Source organism: Streptomyces sp. NPDC006458 (assembly GCF_040612135.1).
GTDB lineage: Bacteria > Actinomycetota > Actinomycetes > Streptomycetales > Streptomycetaceae > Streptomyces.
Map to the genome: position 1 here is coordinate 98,001 of NZ_JBEXPR010000028.1, position 15,005 is coordinate 113,005.

Annotated in this window: 15 protein-coding genes; 6 read left to right on the forward strand and 9 right to left on the reverse strand. The window is 72.7% G+C overall.

The window, feature by feature from the left end:
- Positions 1-25: 25 nt before the first annotated feature.
- The 8 genes from ABZZ79_RS31320 to ABZZ79_RS31355 all read right to left on the reverse strand — a co-directional run bounded on the left by ABZZ79_RS31320 (position 26) and on the right by ABZZ79_RS31355 (position 9,020).
- The gene (locus ABZZ79_RS31320) at positions 26-952 is read right to left on the reverse strand and encodes an NADP-dependent oxidoreductase (RefSeq protein ID WP_356694515.1); all 927 of its coding nucleotides are present in this window, start codon (positions 950-952) and stop codon (positions 26-28) included.
- Positions 953-981: 29 nt separating this feature from the next.
- Positions 982-1,434, reverse strand: a complete 453-nt coding sequence (locus tag ABZZ79_RS31325; protein ID WP_356694517.1) for a thiamine pyrophosphate-dependent enzyme — start codon at positions 1,432-1,434, stop codon at positions 982-984.
- A gap of 117 nt (positions 1,435-1,551) precedes the next feature.
- A complete protein-coding gene (gene glgA, locus ABZZ79_RS31330; RefSeq protein WP_356694519.1) occupies positions 1,552-2,889 on the reverse strand; it encodes a glycogen synthase in 1,338 nt (445 codons plus the stop codon).
- 771 nt (positions 2,890-3,660) lie between these two features.
- On the reverse strand, positions 3,661-5,007 hold the full coding sequence (locus ABZZ79_RS31335; protein WP_356694545.1) for a HAMP domain-containing sensor histidine kinase: 1,347 nt from the start codon (positions 5,005-5,007) through the stop codon (positions 3,661-3,663).
- A 51-nt stretch (positions 5,008-5,058) separates the two neighbouring features.
- Positions 5,059-5,775, reverse strand: coding sequence for a response regulator transcription factor (locus ABZZ79_RS31340; protein WP_356694521.1), 717 nt, complete (start codon positions 5,773-5,775; stop codon positions 5,059-5,061).
- Positions 5,776-5,849: 74 nt separating this feature from the next.
- Positions 5,850-6,443: an FMN reductase gene (locus tag ABZZ79_RS31345; RefSeq protein ID WP_356694523.1), complete on the reverse strand. Its 594-nt coding sequence runs from the start codon at positions 6,441-6,443 to the stop codon at positions 5,850-5,852.
- Positions 6,440-7,540, reverse strand: a complete 1,101-nt coding sequence (locus tag ABZZ79_RS31350; RefSeq protein ID WP_356694525.1) for an LLM class flavin-dependent oxidoreductase — start codon at positions 7,538-7,540, stop codon at positions 6,440-6,442. The genes ABZZ79_RS31345 and ABZZ79_RS31350 overlap by 4 nt, the downstream gene beginning before the upstream one ends.
- A 592-nt stretch (positions 7,541-8,132) precedes the next feature.
- On the reverse strand, positions 8,133-9,020 hold the full coding sequence (locus ABZZ79_RS31355; protein WP_356694527.1) for an NADP-dependent oxidoreductase: 888 nt from the start codon (positions 9,018-9,020) through the stop codon (positions 8,133-8,135).
- 124 nt (positions 9,021-9,144) lie between these two features.
- Here ABZZ79_RS31355 and ABZZ79_RS31360 point away from each other — a divergent pair, with 124 nt between their 5' ends.
- From ABZZ79_RS31360 to ABZZ79_RS31375, 4 genes are all read left to right on the forward strand, one after another.
- Positions 9,145-9,552 carry a helix-turn-helix domain-containing protein gene (locus ABZZ79_RS31360; RefSeq protein ID WP_356694529.1) on the forward strand — a complete coding sequence of 136 codons (408 nt, stop codon included), beginning with the start codon at positions 9,145-9,147 and terminating at the stop codon, positions 9,550-9,552.
- A gap of 372 nt (positions 9,553-9,924) precedes the next feature.
- Positions 9,925-10,260 (forward strand): YnfA family protein, encoded by a 336-nt coding sequence (locus tag ABZZ79_RS31365; RefSeq protein WP_356694531.1) that lies wholly within the window; start codon positions 9,925-9,927, stop codon positions 10,258-10,260.
- A 79-nt stretch (positions 10,261-10,339) separates the two neighbouring features.
- A complete protein-coding gene (locus ABZZ79_RS31370) occupies positions 10,340-11,119 on the forward strand; it encodes an SDR family NAD(P)-dependent oxidoreductase (RefSeq protein ID WP_356694533.1) in 780 nt (259 codons plus the stop codon).
- Positions 11,120-11,294: 175 nt separating this feature from the next.
- Positions 11,295-11,441: a hypothetical protein gene (locus ABZZ79_RS31375; RefSeq protein ID WP_356694535.1), complete on the forward strand. Its 147-nt coding sequence runs from the start codon at positions 11,295-11,297 to the stop codon at positions 11,439-11,441.
- Positions 11,442-11,574: 133 nt separating this feature from the next.
- Here the strand turns inward: ABZZ79_RS31375 and ABZZ79_RS31380 are convergent, their stop codons facing one another.
- Complete coding sequence (locus ABZZ79_RS31380) at positions 11,575-12,768, reverse strand: RtcB family protein (protein WP_356694537.1); 1,194 nt, start codon at positions 12,766-12,768, stop codon at positions 11,575-11,577.
- A 182-nt stretch (positions 12,769-12,950) separates the two neighbouring features.
- On the opposite strand from ABZZ79_RS31380, the gene ABZZ79_RS31385 reads away from it, so the two are divergent.
- On the forward strand, positions 12,951-13,787 hold the full coding sequence (locus tag ABZZ79_RS31385) for a DUF3558 domain-containing protein (protein WP_356694539.1): 837 nt from the start codon (positions 12,951-12,953) through the stop codon (positions 13,785-13,787).
- Between the two features lie 120 nt (positions 13,788-13,907).
- Positions 13,908-14,807: a DUF3558 family protein gene (locus ABZZ79_RS31390; RefSeq protein ID WP_356694541.1), complete on the forward strand. Its 900-nt coding sequence runs from the start codon at positions 13,908-13,910 to the stop codon at positions 14,805-14,807.
- Positions 14,808-15,005: the final 198 nt, after the last annotated feature.

Genomic DNA, 15,005 nt, shown 5'->3' on the forward strand with positions numbered 1-15,005 from the left:
CGATCCGCCTAGGCCGAAAGCCCCCTCAAAGCTCAAGCACAAGCCGCCCCCGCACATGCCCCTGCTCCCCCACCACATGCGCCTGGGAGACCTCGTCGAGCGAGAACACCCGATGCACGTGCCCCCGCAACCGCCGAGCGCCCAGCAGGGCGGACACCCGCTCGAACACCCCCACGTCCGGCCGGACATACGTGAACCCCGCCCGCACCCCACGCGCCTCCGCCGCACCCGCCTGCCCCGCCCCCTCCCCCTTGAGCGAGACGACGACACCCCCGGGCCGCACGACGTCCAGCAACCGGAACCACTCCGCCCCACCCATCGGATCCACCGCGAGATCCACCCCCTTCACCTCACGGACCATGTCGTGGGCGACGACCTCCCGCGCCCCCAGCGACAGCACGAAGTCCCGGTTCCCCGCCGACGCCGTCCCGACGACCTCCGCCCCCGCGTCCGCCGCGAGCTGCACCACGACATGCCCGACCCCACCGGCCGCCCCCGGCACCAGCACCCGCTGCCCGGCCGTGAGCCCCCCGTGCTCGAACAGCGTCTGCCACGCCGTGAGCACGACCATCGGCAGCGCGGCGGCCTCCACGTACTCCAACCCCTCGGGAACAGGGGCGAGTTCGGATTCCGGAGCCACCGCATAACCGGCGTACGCCCCGGCGAGCGCCGGGAAGCGCGGCATGCCGTACACCCGGTCCCCGACGGCGAACCGCCCGGCTCCCGGCCCGGTCGCGGCGACGCTCCCGGCGAGGTCCCAGCCGAGCACGGCGGGGAAGGACTCCACGGCGACCCCGCGCCCGGCGCGGCTGAGCCAGTCGATCGCGTTGACCCCGGCCGCCGCCACCCGCACGAGCACCTCCCCGGGCCCCGGCTCCGGCACGGGCAGCTCGGCGAGGCGCAGACGGTCGGGGGCGCCGAACCCATCGATGACGGCGGCACGCATGGTCATCAGTTCCTCCACGGGTGAAGACGGGGGTGCTAGACCGACACGAGTCCGGGATCGGCGACCTTGACGTCGAGGAGCACCGGCCCGTCGGCGCCGAGGGCGTCGCGCAGGGCCTGCCGCAGCCCCTCGGGCGTACCGACGGTCTCCGCGCGCACCCCGAACCCGCGCGCGATCAACGCCACGTCGAGCCCGCCGAGGTCGTAGCCCGCCGCCCAGGACTCGTGGTCCTGAAGGTAGTACTTCAGGGACAGGTAACCGGAGTTGTCCGGAATGACGAAGGTGACGGGAAGGTTGTGGCGCCCGGCCGTCCACAGGGAGTGGACGGCGTACTGCGCGGCGCCCTCCCCGACCACGACGACCACCCGCCGGTCGAGCCGGGCCAGCGCGTAGCCGACGGCACGGGCGATCGGGACGGTGGCGAGCCCCAGCCGTCCGAGCACGTCCAGGGCGGCCTCACGCACGGTCCGCGGGCCGGGGTCGCTCACGGCTCTCACTCTCCTGGTGGTTACGGGCCTGCGGGGCGCGGAGAACCGCGCGACCAGCAACGACGCTCGGAAAGCCTGGCACGACGGCGACCCCGCGCGATCCCCGTCAGGAGGAGTTCAGCCCGACTCCCTGAGGTCGCCACCGCCCCCGCCACCGCCACTGTCACCGCCGCCGTCACCGCGACCGCCACTGTCACCGCCACCGCCACCGCCGCCGTGACCGTCACCGTCACCGTCACCGCGACCGCCGCCCTCCCCGAGACCCTCGCCCAGCACACGCCCGTACACGGCGTGCACCCGCTCCGCCGCCAGGTCCCACCCGAAGTGCTTCACGGCCCGCAGCCGCCCGGCCGCCCCCATGGCACGGGCCGTCCCCGGCTCGGCCAGCAGCCGGTTCACCGCGGCGGCGAAGTCGGCGGCGAAACGTTTCGGGTCCAGCGGCGTCCCGGTCCCGTCCCGCTCCTGCTCGATCGGCACCAGCACCCCGGTCTCCCCGTCGACGACCACCTCGGGGATGCCCCCGGTGGCCGTCGCCACCACCGCCGTGCCGCAGGCCATCGCCTCCAGGTTGACGATCCCCATCGGCTCGTACAGCGACGGGCACACGAACACGGCCGAGTGCGTGAGGAGTTGCCGCAGCGACACGGGGTCGAGCATCCCGTCGATCCGCACGACACCGCCCCGCTTCCGGCTCAACTCGTCGGCCAGTACGGCGGTCTCGGCCGCGATCTCGGCGGTGTCCGGCTGCCCGCAGCACAGCACCAGCTGCGCCACCGGGTCCATGTCGAAGGCGGCGCGCAGGAGTTGGGGCAGCCCCTTCTGCCGGGTGACGCGCCCGACGAACAGCACGATGGGCCGGTCGGGGTCGATACCGTGCCGCAGGAGGGCGTCGGTGCCGAGGTCGGGCCCGTGCGCGGCGGCGTCGATGCCGTTGTGCACGACGTGCACGCGCTCGGGGTCGACGCCGGGGTAGACGCGCAGGATGTCCTCGCGCATGGCGTGCGAGACGGCGACCACCGCGTCGGCGTGCTCCAGTGCGGCGCGTTCCACCAGGGACGACAGGGCGTATCCCCCGCCGAGCTGTTCGGTCTTCCAGGGCCGCAGCGGCTCCAGGCTGTGCGTGGTGACCACGTGCGGGATGCCGTACAGCGTCTTCGCCAGATGGCCGGCCGCGTTGGCGTACCAGGTGTGGCTGTGCACGAGGCGGGCGCCCGCGCAGCCGGCCGCCATCGCCACGTTGGCGCCGAGGGTGCGCAGCGCGGTGTTCGCCCCGTCGGCGAGGTGGGGCTCGGCGTAGGCGGTCACGCCCGCCTCGTCGCGGGGTGCGCCGAAGCAGTGCACGCGCAGGTCGACCAGGCGCCTGAGGGCCTTGGCGAGTTCGGCGGCGTGGACTCCGGCTCCGCCGTAGATCTCCGGCGGGTACTCCTTGGTGAGCAGATCGACGCGTGTCTTCATCTGACTTCCTGAGGTCGGCGAGCCTGGCAATGCGGTCTCGGCAGCCACGGCCCGGCCCGCGGGGCAGGAGGTCGGCCCGGTGGGGCGGGTCACAGGCTGCCTGAACTGGCCTTGCGGGGGACCGGCGGCGACGCGACGGCGGGGTTGGTGGCACGCCGGCCACCGGCCCCCTCGGCCGCAAGGTAGACGAGATCCGGGTCCGTCCGGCGGGCCCGGGAGCCGCGCGGAGCGGGTCGGGAAGCGGCGGACGCCCGGAGCTCGTTCTCCAGGCCGTCCGCAGGGCCCGCGGCCCGAAGCGCGGCCCGAAGCCGACGGTCTGCTCCGGGGAGCGTTGCGGTCGGCGGCGGGGGCGGCCGGCCGGGCGCGCCGCCGGGGAAGGGCCTCCGCGATCTTCCGGGCGTCGGCCGGCGCCTGCCGCACCCGCGCCTCGGCGTCCGCGTCGGCCCCGGCGAACCCGGCGGCCCCGGCAGCCCCGGCAGCCCCGGCGAACCCGGCAGCCCCGGCGAACCCGGAGCTCCCGTACTAGGCGAGGCTGCGGTAGTCGTGGGCGCGCCTTGGCCGGCCCGTACAACAGGTACGTTCCGACGGCCTGGACCAGCCAGGGGTGCCGGCCCGGTCAACCCCCGGCCGGCACCCCGTGGGTCGGCTGCTGCCGGGGCAGGACACACCCCTCATCGCAGGCACCCCGGGGGTCGGCTCCTGCCGGGCCAGGACACACCCCTCATCGCAGGCACCCCGAGGGCTGGCTGCTGCCGGGGCAGGACACACCCCTCACCGCACCCCCGCCCCCCGCACCGTGAACCCGATCACCGACCCGCCGCCCTCGCGGGCGTATGCGAACGGGGCGCCCCCGTGGGTCAGGGAGATCTCGCGGACGATGGACAGGCCGAGGCCCGAGCCGGGCAGGGCGCGGGCGTCGGCCGCGCGGTAGAAGCGGTCGAAGACGCGGGCGAGGTCGTCGTCGGTGATGCCGGGGCCACGGTCGAGAACCTCGACGCGGACAGGTGAGGCGGGGCCGCCGCTGACGCGGATCTCGATGGCCGAGGCGCCGCCGCGGTCGAACTTGGCGGCGTTCTCGACCAGGTTGGAGACCGCGCGGGTCAACTGCCCGGCGCGGCCCTCGGTGACGGTGGCGCCGCTCGCGGCGACGAGGATCTCGCGGCCGGTGCGGCGGCGGGCGAGGGCCGCGACCTCCTCGACGACGTCGGCGAGGTCCACCCGCTGCGGCGGCTCGCTGTCGGACTGACCGGCGGCGAGGTCCACCAGCTCGTTCACCAGGTCGGTCAGTTCGCGTGCCTCCTCGCCGAGGTCGGCGACCAGTTCCTCGCGGGCCTCGGGGGGCAGTTCGCCCATCCGCTTCAGCAGGGAGATGTTCGTCCGCAGCGAGGTCAGCGGCGTACGCAGTTCGTGGCCCGCGTCCTGGACCAGCCGCCGCTGGTCCTCCTCCGACTGCGCGAGCCGGCCCAGCATGCGGTCGAAGGCCCGCCCGAGGCGTCCGACCTCGTCGCTGCCGGACACCGGCACCTGGATGCCGAGCCGGCGCGTGCGGGCGACGGCCTCCGCGGCGGAGGTGAGGACGACCAGCCGCCGGGTGATCCGCCAGGCCAGCCACCAGCCGAACAGGCCCGCGCCCAGCACGACCGCGCCGACCAGCACGAGCGTGCGCTGCTGGAGCACCCGCAGCAGATCCTCGGTGTCGCTGAACTGCTGCCCGACCTGCACCGCGCCACGGCCGCCGCCGAGCGCCACGGTCGCCACCCGGTAGACGTCGCCGTCGACCTGCACATCCCGGTGCACCACCACCCGCCCGGCCGCCGGCGCACCCGCGACCAGGCGGTCGTCACCGGTCACCGGCAGACCCGGGCTGCCCTCGTCGAAGACCGCCCCGTCCGGCCCGAGCACCTGCACATCCGTGCGGGCCGGCCGGACCAGGTCGTGACCGGGTGCCGAGGTGAAGTCGGCCGGGTTCATCGGAGCGCGCCGCACCTCGGCCCGTACGTCCTGCACGACCTCGTCGAACACCGTCTGCTGGTCCACCCGCACCAGCCGGGCCGCGGCGCTGTAGGACAGGATGCCGACCAGCACGGTGACCCCGGCGGTCACCGCCGCGAAGGACATCGCGAAGGTGGTGCGCAGCGACACCAGCCGCCACAGCCGGCCGCCGCCCACTCAGCCCTCCCGCAGGACGTAACCCACCCCGCGCACCGTGTGGATCAGCTGCGGCGCGCCGGGCTCGTCGAGCTTGCGGCGCAGATAACCGACGTACACGGCGAGGTTCTTGGAGCCGGGCCCGAAGTCGTAGCCCCAGATGCGGTCGTAGACGGTGGCGTGGTCCAGGACCGTCCCGGCGTGCCGGACGAGCAGCTCCAGCAGCTCGAACTCGGTGCGGGTCAGCTCCAGTTCGCGCTCGCCGCGCCAGACCCGGCGGGCCTGCGGGTCCATGCGCACACCCGCCGCCTCCAGCAGGCTCTGGACGGGTGCGGCGGGCTCGGGAGCGGCGGTGGCGGCCTCGGGCGCCGGACTGGTGCGGCGCAGCAGGGCGCGCAGCCGGGCGAAGACCTCCTCCACGTCGAAGGGCTTGACCACGTAGTCGTCCGCCCCCGCGTCCAGGCCCGCGATCCGGTCCGCGGTCTCCACCAGCGCGGTCAGCATCAGGATCGGCGTACGGTCGCCCTCGGCGCGCAGCTCACGGCAGACCTGGAGCCCGTCCTTGCCGGGCATCATCACATCGAGCACGAGCACGTCCGGCGGCATCCGGTGCGCCTCGGCCAGCGCCTCCACACCGTCGGCGACGGCCGTCACCCGGTACCCCTCCAGGGTCAGGGCGCGCTCCAGGGCATGCCGGATCGCACGGTCGTCTTCGGCGAGCAGAAGTGTCGGGGCCACCCGTCCAGTGTGGCAAAGCCATCTGTGCCGGCGAGTGGCCCCGGCCCGCGGACCCCGCGCTTCTTACCGTCCGCTCACCCGGTGGGCCGCAGCTCCGCGAGCCGCTGCTCGAAGGGCACGACGGCGAACTCGTCCTTCGGCGCGGGCCGCCGCGCGCCAAGACCGCTCATCAGCGCGGCCAGTTCACCCGCGGCCCGGTCGATCCGCTCCTGGAGCCCCTCGGCGCCCCAGTCCTCCGAGGCGGCGTACACCCCGGTCGGCACGACCACGGCCCGCAGGTGGGCGAACAGCGGCCGCAGCGCGTGCTCCAGCACCAGCGAGTGCCGGGCGGTGCCGCCGGTCGCGGCGATCAGCACGGGCTTGCCGGTGAGCGCGTCCTTGTCGAGGACGTCGAAGAACGACTTGAACAGTCCGCTGTACGAGGCCGAGAACACGGGCGTGACGACGACCAGGCCGTCCGCCCCGGTCACGGCGTCGAGTGCGGCGGCGAGCGCCCGGCCGGGGAAGCCGTTGGTGAAGTGGTGCGCGATCTCCACGGCGAGCTCGCGCAGCTCCACGACCTCCACATCGACGGGCTCCTGCCGGTCCACCGCGGCGGCCAGCCGGTCGGCGAGCAGCCGGGTCGAGGACGGGACGCTCAGCCCCGCGGAGACGACGACGAGCTTCATGCGACGGCCTCCTTGTCCGACTCGTGTGCCTCGGCGGCCAGCAGCGAGGCGTGGGTGGGCGCGTCCGGCACGTCCGCGGGGCGCCCGGCGGCGAACTCCTTGCGCAGCACCGGCACGACCTCCTCGCCCAGCAGGTCGAGCTGCTCCAGCACGGTCTTCAGCGGCAGCCCGGCGTGGTCCATCAGGAACAGCTGACGCTGGTAGTCACCGGCGTACTCGCGGAAGCCCAGGGTCTTCTCGATCACCTGCTGCGGCGAGCCGACGGTCAGCGGGGTCTGGTCGGTGAAGTCCTCCAGGGAGGGCCCGTGCCCGTAGACCGGCGCGTTGTCGAAGTACGGCCGGAACTCGCGGACCGCGTCCTGGGAGTTCGCGCGCATGAACACCTGCCCGCCGAGCCCGACGATCGCCTGCTCGGGCGTGCCGTGGCCGTAGTGGGCGTACCGGGCGCGGTACAGCTCGATCATCCGCTTGGTGTGGTCGGCCGTCCAGAAGATGTTGTTGTGGAAGAAGCCGTCGCCGTAGTACGCGGCCTGCTCGGCGATCTCCGGCGAGCGGATCGACCCGTGCCAGACGAACGGCGGTACGCCGTCCAGCGGGCGCGGCGTGGACGTGAAGCCCTGAAGGGGCGTGCGGTGCTTGCCCTCCCAGTTCACGACGTCCTCGCGCCACAGCCGGCGCAGCAGCGCGTAGTTCTCGATCGCCAGGTCGATGCCGTCGCGGATGTCCTTGCCGAACCAGGGGTAGACCGGGCCGGTGTTGCCGCGCCCCATCATCAGGTCCACCCGGCCGTCGGCCAGGTGCTGGAGCATCGCGTAGTCCTCGGCGATCTTCACCGGGTCGTTGGTGGTGATCAGGGTGGTGGAGGTGGAGAGGATCAGCTTCTCGGTCCGCGCGGCCACGTAGCCGAGCATCGTCGTCGGCGACGACGGCACGAACGGCCGGTTGTGGTGCTCACCCGTGGCGAAGACGTCGAGACCCACCTCTTCCGCCTTCAGCGCGATGGCGACCATGGCCTTGATCCGCTCCCGCTCGCTCGGCGTACGCCCCGTCGTCGGGTCCGGTGTGACATCGCCGACGGTGAAGATCCCGAACTGCATGGCCACCCTCCAGGTAGTTGACCGTTGAACTATACCGCTGAACGGTCACCCTCGCACGGTTATTCCACGCCCCTCCCCACCCGGACCCGGCACCCCTCACCCGCACCCCAAGGCCCCCACAGGGACGACCCCAGCCCCCCACACCCGGCCCGACGCCACCACCCGACCCCCGAGCCCCGCTCACAACCCGGGACAACATCCGCGAGCAACCGGCCGGCCACCCCCAGGGGCGCGGGGAACTGCGCGACCAGCCCTACACAGCACCCGTGACCAACCAGCCGACCCCACCCCCAGGGCGCGGGGAACTGCGCGACCAGCCACACCCAACCCGCACCCACCGAGAAACCCCCGCCCACCCCCACCCGGACGCCCCCCAAACCCGGCCCTGGCGCCGCACACCCGGCCCCCCGAGCCCCCGCTCACAACCCGCGACAACATCCGCGAGCAACCGGCCGGCCACCCCCAGGGGCGCGGGGAACTGCGCGACCAGCCACACCCAACCCGCACCCACCGCGAACCCCGGCCCCCAAGCCGCCCACCCGCGCCGACCGGCACAGGCGGACGACCCCGCCCCGAGGAACCGCCCGACCGCTCACGGCACCAGGACCAGCCGCCCCCGGACCCCGCCCTCGGCCAGCCGCGCATGCGCCTTGACCACGTCGTCCAGCGCGAACACCTCGGCCACCCGCGTCGACAGCACCCCCTCGTCCAGCAGCTGCGCCAGCTCCGCCAGCCGGGCCCCGTCCGCGCCCACCTCGACGGCGGCCGTACGAACCCCCCGCACCGACGCGGGCTGGGCCTGCGGGATCACCCCCGCGTACGCACCCTCGTCCCGCACCCAGGCCAGCGCCGGCTCACCCAGCACCGCCGTGTCCAGCACCGCGTCGAAGCCGCCGGCCACCCCGTCGGTGACGAAGTCCGACGCGCCCAGCGACCGCACCAGTTCCTCGTCGCCCGCGCGGGCCAGCCCGGTCACGGCGAACCCCTGGTGCGCGGCGAGCTGCACGGCGTAACCGCCGACCGCGCCCGCCGCGCCGGTCACCAGCAGCGACTGCCCCGGGCGCAGCCCCAGCAGATCGAGCGCCTGCGCGGCCGTCAGCGCGTTCAGCGGCAGCGTCGCCGCGTGCACCGCGTCCACCGAACCAGGCGCCTTCGCCACCGCGTCCGCGTCCACGACGACGTACTCCGCGTGCGTCCCCAGCGGCTTCGCCGTGCCGTACACCAGCGCGACGACCTCGTCACCCACGTTCCACGCCGAGGCGACACCGACCGCGTCCACCGTGCCGGCCACGTCCCAGCCGAGCCCGATCCGCGCACCGGCCCCGCCGAAGACACCCGCGCGCACCCCGGCGTCGACCGGGTTCAGCGCGGCCGCCACGACCTTGATCCGCACCTGCCGGGCCCCCGGCTCGGGCGCCGCCGCGTCCACGACCCGCACGGCCTCGGGACCGCCGAACTCCGTCACGACTGCTGCACGCATCTCAACTCTCCCCGGTTGTAGGTCATTCACGGGGCTTCCGACCCCGTGCCAACAACCCTAGGAAGAGTTACTATCTATTGGTAAGTAGTTACCTGAAGGTGCGTACCTCACCCCGAGGAGAGCCATGGCCACCCAGACCGCGGCCCAGCGACGCGAGCAGGCCCGCGCCGAGTACGACGCGTTCATCAAGGCGTGCCCCACCAACCAACTCCTCGACCGCATCAGCGACAAGTGGGTCAGCCTCGTCGTCTCCGCGCTCGCCGCCCGCCCCATGCGTTACAGCGACCTCAGCCGCAAGATCGCCGGAGTGAGCCCCAAGATGCTCACCCAGACCCTGCGCACCCTCGAACGCGACGGCCTCGTCACCCGCACCGTGACCCCGTCCGTCCCGGTCCGCGTCGACTACGAGCTCACCACCCTCGGCAGCAGCCTCGCCCACCTGCTCACCGCGGTGAAGGACTGGGCCGAGACCCACTTCGACGAGGTCCACCGGGCCCGGGAGCGCTACGACACGGACCAGGCGGCCGCCTGAGCCGCGCAGCCGCACGGTGGCCTCGGGCACCTCGTCGGGCCCGTGGTTGAGCGCGGCGAACCGCACCCGCATCCGCCCGTCCGCCATCACCGCGGACCCGTGATACGCCAGGTCCGCCTCCCATGCCCCGCCCCCGGGCACGGCCGCACCGGCCCCCGCGGCCGCCACCACCGCGCCCGCGCCGACGGCCGCCAGCACCGCACCGCACACCACCAGCCTCCGCGCCGCCCTGCGCATGCCACCCACCAGCCCTCCAGACCTCACCGGGCCCTCGGCACGCACCCGGTTCCGCACCGCTATGCATCCCACGCCCCGCCGGACGGCAGGCGCCCTCCATCAGGTGACACCCGCACCGCGTGCCAGGCTGAGCCCATGCTCGTCGCCCGGTCCGCCGCCCTCTTCGTCGTCGCCGCCCTCTTCGAGATCGGAGGGGCCTGGCTGATCTGGCAGGGCCTGCGCGAGCACCGCGGCTGGCTGTGGATCACCGGCGGCATCCTCGCCCTCGGCGCGTACGGCTTCGTCGCCACCTTCCAGCCCGACGCCCACTTCGGCCGCGTCCTCGCCGCGTACGGCGGGATCTTCGTGGCCGGGTCGATCGCATGGGGCGTGGTCGCGGACGGCTACCGCCCCGACCGCTGGGACATCACCGGCACCCTGGTCTGCCTCGCCGGAATGGCCCTGATCATGTGGGCCCCGCGGGGCGGCTGACCGGACGCCGTACACCTGCGGCGGCCACCTATCCTGGCGGGAGCCCGGTCCTACGAACGCCAGCCCGAGGAGCAGTCCCATGGCCACCGCCGTCCCCTCCGCCGCCTCCCGCATCGCCGTGGTCACCGGTGCGAGCAGCGGCATCGGCGCCGCCACCGCCCGGCAGCTCGCCGCGGCCGGCTACCGCGTCGTGCTGACCGCGCGCCGCAAGGACCGCGTCGAGGCCCTCGCCGAGGAGATCACCGCGGCGGGCGGCTCGGCGACGGCGTACCAGCTGGACGTCACGGACCGCACGGCGGTCGACGAGTTCGCGACCGCCTTCAGGACGGTCGGCGTGCTGGTCAACAACGCGGGCGGAGCCCTCGGCGCCGACCCCGTCGCCACCGGCGACCCCGCCGACTGGCGCACGATGTACGAGACGAACGTCATCGGCACGCTCAACATCACCCAGGCCCTGCTGCCCAAGCTGGAGGCGAGCGGCGACGGCACGGTCGTCGTGGTCTCCTCCACCGCGGGCCACGGCACCTACGAGGGCGGCGCGGGCTATGTCGCCGCCAAGCACGGCGAACACGTCCTCGCCGAGACGCTGCGCCTGGAGATCGTCGGCCGCCCGGTCCGGGTGATCGAGGTCGCCCCCGGCATGGTGAAGACCGACGAGTTCGCGCTCACCCGCTTCGGCGGCGACAGGGAGAGGGCGGAGAAGGTCTACGCGGGCGTCGCCGCCCCGCTCACCGCCGACGACGTCGCCGACACGATCACCTGGGCCGTCACCCGCCCCAGCCACGTCAACATCGACCTGCTCGTCGTCCGCCCGCGCGCCCAGGCCTCCAACACCAAGGTCCACCGGGAGCAGGGGTGACCGGCGGGGAGTCCCCCGAGCGACGCCGGGCCCGCCAGGCCCGGGAGAAGCGCGACGAACGCCAGATGTGGATGTGGCTCGCCTACTTCCTCTTCGGCATCCACATCGTGGCGCTCGTCATGATCTACGCCGTCATGCACGCGAAGTATCGGTCCAGCGCATACCGTCCCAAGGGATGGACAGACACATACACTTCACGTCCTTGGCCAACTTCCGTGACCTGGGCGGCTATTTCGACGCGTACGTCACGGACGCCCTCGGCCTGGACGCGCGGTCGCTCCGCGAAACCCTGCGAAAGGGCCTGCTGGAGCCCGCCGATTAGTCCACTTCGAACCGGCCGCGATCGTTCCCGTCTGGCGCACGACGGGACTGGACGCGCGGCTCTCGTGACCGGACCACACACGTGGCGGAGGGTCCGGTCCGCCCGGACCGGACCCTCCGCCACGAGCAGCAGGTCACCCCTTCACACAGATGACCTGCTTCAGCTTCGCCACGACCTCCACCAGGTCCCGCTGCTGGTCGATGACCTGCTCGATCGGCTTGTAGGCGCCCGGGATCTCGTCCACGACGCCGGAGTCCTTACGGCACTCCACGCCCCGCGTCTGCTCCTCCAGGTCCTTCGTCGAGAACCGCCGCTTGGCCGCGTTACGGCTCATGCGGCGACCGGCCCCGTGCGAGGCCGAGTTGAAGGCCTTCTCGTTGCCGAGGCCCTTCACGATGTACGAACCCGTGCCCATCGAGCCGGGGATGATTCCGTACTCCCCGGTTCGGGCACTGATGGCGCCCTTGCGCGTGACGAGCAGGTCCATGCCCTCGTAGCGCTCGCGGCTCACGTAGTTGTGGTGGCAGCTCACCTCGGGCTCGAAGGACACCTTCGCCTTCTTGAACTCCTTGCGGATCACGTCCTTGAGGAGCGCCATCATGAGCGTCCGGTTGTACTTGGCGTACTGCTGCGCCCAGTAGAGATCGTGCTCGTACGCCGCCATCTGCGGAGTGTCGGCCACGAAGACGGCGAGGTCCCGGTCGATCAGGCCCTGGTTCTGCGGCAGCTTCTGCGCCACGCCGATGTGATGCTCGGCCAGTTCCTTGCCGATGTTGCGGGAACCGGAGTGCAGCATGAGCCACACCGAACCGGACACATCAATGCACACTTCGCAAAAGTGATTTCCCGCCCCGAGCGTTCCCATCTGCTTCGTGGCCCGCTCCTCCCGGAACTTCACCGCGTCCGCGACCCCGTCGAACCGCCCCCAGAAGTCCTCCCACCCAGCGGTGGCAAGCCCGTGGAAGCCGCCCGGGTCGACGGGCGAGTCGTGCATCCCCCGCCCCACCGGGATCGCCTGCTCGATCTTCGACCGCAGCCGCGACAGATCCCCGGGAAGGTCGTTCGCCGTGAGGGACGTCTTCACCGCGGACATCCCGCAGCCGATGTCGACGCCGACCGCGGCCGGGCAGACCGCGCCCTGCATGGCGATCACGGACCCGACGGTCGCGCCCTTGCCGAAATGGACGTCCGGCATGACGGCGAGGCCCTTGATCCACGGCAGCGTCGAGACATTGCGCAGCTGCTGCATGGCGACGTCCTCGACCGTCGCGGGGTCGGCCCACATACGGATGGGCACCTTCGCGCCCGGCACCTCGACGTACGACATATCGTCCTCATTCCCCCGGAAAACAAGCAGAAGCCTTAAATCGCAAAACCGGCGCCAGGGTCAACGAAAGGGACAGGGGACCGGCGTTCACGGCAGTGCGTGCGATAGACATTGTCTGCGGGTGACACCCCCGCGCGGCAACCGAATAAGCAGCGCAGACATCTTCGGAGAGGAGCCTGACCGTGCAGCGGAAGGCCTACGTATCCGGCACCGCCGCCCTCCTCGCGGCGCTGCTGGCCGGCTGCACCGGCGGCTCCGAGGGCGGCGCCACCTCGGACGGCTCCAACCCCGAGGACTCCGGCACGACCATCGCGGCCGCCGAGCCCGGCCGCTACCGCACCCTGCCCGAACCCTGCGGCGCGGTCGGTCAGGACACCCTCGACGCGCTCCTGCCCGGCATCCGCGAGATCGCCGACGAACTCCGCCGCGAGCAGGCGTACGAGGGCGAGGCCACGCTGACCTACGACACCGACCGCAAGGTCGGCTGCCGCTGGAAGGTGGAGTCCGCGGCGGCCACGGACCATCTGCTGATCGACTTCGAGCGCGTGGTGTCGTACGACTCCTCGGTCAGCGACGAGACCGAGGCCGAGTCGCTCTTCGCCGCCAAGGTCGCCGCGGCGGACCTGCCCGACCTGCCCGAGCCGACCGCGACGGACGAGGGCACGGCCTCCCCGTCTTCCAGCGGCAGCCCCACCGCGTCCTCCAGCCCCTCCGGCAGGCCGAGCGGCACCGCGAGCTCCAGCCCCAGCGGTTCCCCGAGCCCCTCGGTCACCCCCACCGCCCTGCAGCCCCGTCTCCTCGACGACGTCGGCGATCAGGCGTTCGTCGACGACGAGCTGAACAGCTCCGGTTCCACGGCCAAGCGCCGCACGGTGACTGTGGCGTTCCGCACGTCGAACGTCATCGTGACCATCGAGTACGAGGAGCAGCCGGCCACCGTCGGGACCGTCCCCGACAGCAAGGAAATGCAGGACAGGGCACGGAATCTGGCCTCCCGGCTCGCCGACTCCCTCTCCTGACAGCCCCCTTGCGCGGCCGGACCGTGCCGCGGCGCGAAGCGCCCGAAGCGAGGCGGCCCGTCTCCCGCACCGCGTACCGTGGCCCCTCGGACCCGAACGACCGCAGGAACCACGAGCGTCATGAGCGAAGGAACCATGCAGCGACGAGTACAGCGAGCCGACCGTGACCAGCGAGTGATACGACGGGGCCGCGCCCTGGTCGGTGTGGCCGCGCTCCCCGTGGTGCTGCTGGCCGCGGGCTGCTCCTCCGACTCCGGCTCGCAGGACAAGGCGAAGGAGACGTCCCCCAGCGCCACCGCGAGCCCGTCCCCGACGGTCCGGGCGGCGGCCTACGCGACGCTGCCGGAGGCCTGTGACGTGCTGTCCGACAAGACGCTGGAGGCGCTGGTCCCCGAATCGGGCAAGTCCGGCAAGGAGGGCGGTTCGAACGATCTGGAGTCCCGCGGCAGCTGCTCCTGGGACAGCCTCGACAACAATGGCGTCAAGGGCTCCCAGTTCCGCTGGCTCAACGTCTCGCTGCTGCGCTTCGAGTCGGACGTCACCCGCGGCCCCGGCGACGAACTGGCCAAGGAGTACTACGACGGCCAGGTCGGCGACGCCCAGGGCGTGACCGGCGCGAAGAACGTGAAGTCGGCCCCGGTCACGGGCACCGGCGACGAGGCCACCGCCATCCGCTACGACCTGAAGAAGAAGGAAGGCGCCTTCAAGCAGCAGACGGTCGTGGCCCTGGTCGAGAACGTCGTCGTGACGGTCGACTACAACGGCGCCGGTCTCGCGGGCGAGAAGGCCCCGGACGCCGACGAGCTGATGAAGGACGCCCAGCGGGCCGCCAAGGAGGCCGTCGCCGCGGTGTCGAAGGCGAACAGCGGCAGCGGCAGCGGCGCGAAGACCCCGGGCTCGACGGCGTCGACGTCCACCGGTTCCTCGACGTCCTCGGGTTCCGCCACCAACGCCTCCTCGGACGGCAAGTCCTCCTCCACGTCCAGCAGTTCGAAGAAGCGCTCCACCCGCAAGAGCTGACACCCCTGGCGGCCGCACGGGCCGGCCCCGGTCCGGCCACCCGTCCCCCGCACAGATGTGCCACTCTGTTGGCCGCACAACAGCACTCAGCGGGAGGGGAGCACGGGTGGCCGCGCCCATACAGCTGACACGGATGCACCGCGTTCTCATCGGCGTGGTCGTCTTCGGTGCCGTGATCATCGCCGGCATCGGTTTCGC

What these genes read in the sequence shown, in the direction of transcription:
- ABZZ79_RS31320 (WP_356694515.1), bottom strand. Translation starts at nt 952, where the DNA reads ATGACCATGCGTGCCGCCGTCATCGATGGGTTCGGCGCCCCCGACCGT.
- glgA (WP_356694519.1), bottom strand. Translation starts at nt 2,889, where the DNA reads ATGAAGACACGCGTCGATCTGCTCACCAAGGAGTACCCGCCGGAGATC.
- ABZZ79_RS31335 (WP_356694545.1), bottom strand. Translation starts at nt 5,007, where the DNA reads ATGTCCTTCGCGGCGGTGACCGCCGGGGTCACCGTGCTGGTCGGCATC.
- ABZZ79_RS31345 (WP_356694523.1), bottom strand. Translation starts at nt 6,443, where the DNA reads ATGAAGCTCGTCGTCGTCTCCGCGGGGCTGAGCGTCCCGTCCTCGACC.
- ABZZ79_RS31350 (WP_356694525.1), bottom strand. Translation starts at nt 7,540, where the DNA reads ATGCAGTTCGGGATCTTCACCGTCGGCGATGTCACACCGGACCCGACG.
- ABZZ79_RS31355 (WP_356694527.1), bottom strand. Translation starts at nt 9,020, where the DNA reads ATGCGTGCAGCAGTCGTGACGGAGTTCGGCGGTCCCGAGGCCGTGCGG.
- ABZZ79_RS31360 (WP_356694529.1), top strand. Translation starts at nt 9,145, where the DNA reads ATGGCCACCCAGACCGCGGCCCAGCGACGCGAGCAGGCCCGCGCCGAG.
- ABZZ79_RS31365 (WP_356694531.1), top strand. Translation starts at nt 9,925, where the DNA reads ATGCTCGTCGCCCGGTCCGCCGCCCTCTTCGTCGTCGCCGCCCTCTTC.
- ABZZ79_RS31370 (WP_356694533.1), top strand. Translation starts at nt 10,340, where the DNA reads ATGGCCACCGCCGTCCCCTCCGCCGCCTCCCGCATCGCCGTGGTCACC.
- ABZZ79_RS31375 (WP_356694535.1), top strand. Translation starts at nt 11,295, where the DNA reads ATGGACAGACACATACACTTCACGTCCTTGGCCAACTTCCGTGACCTG.
- ABZZ79_RS31380 (WP_356694537.1), bottom strand. Translation starts at nt 12,768, where the DNA reads ATGTCGTACGTCGAGGTGCCGGGCGCGAAGGTGCCCATCCGTATGTGG.
- ABZZ79_RS31390 (WP_356694541.1), top strand. Translation starts at nt 13,908, where the DNA reads ATGAGCGAAGGAACCATGCAGCGACGAGTACAGCGAGCCGACCGTGAC.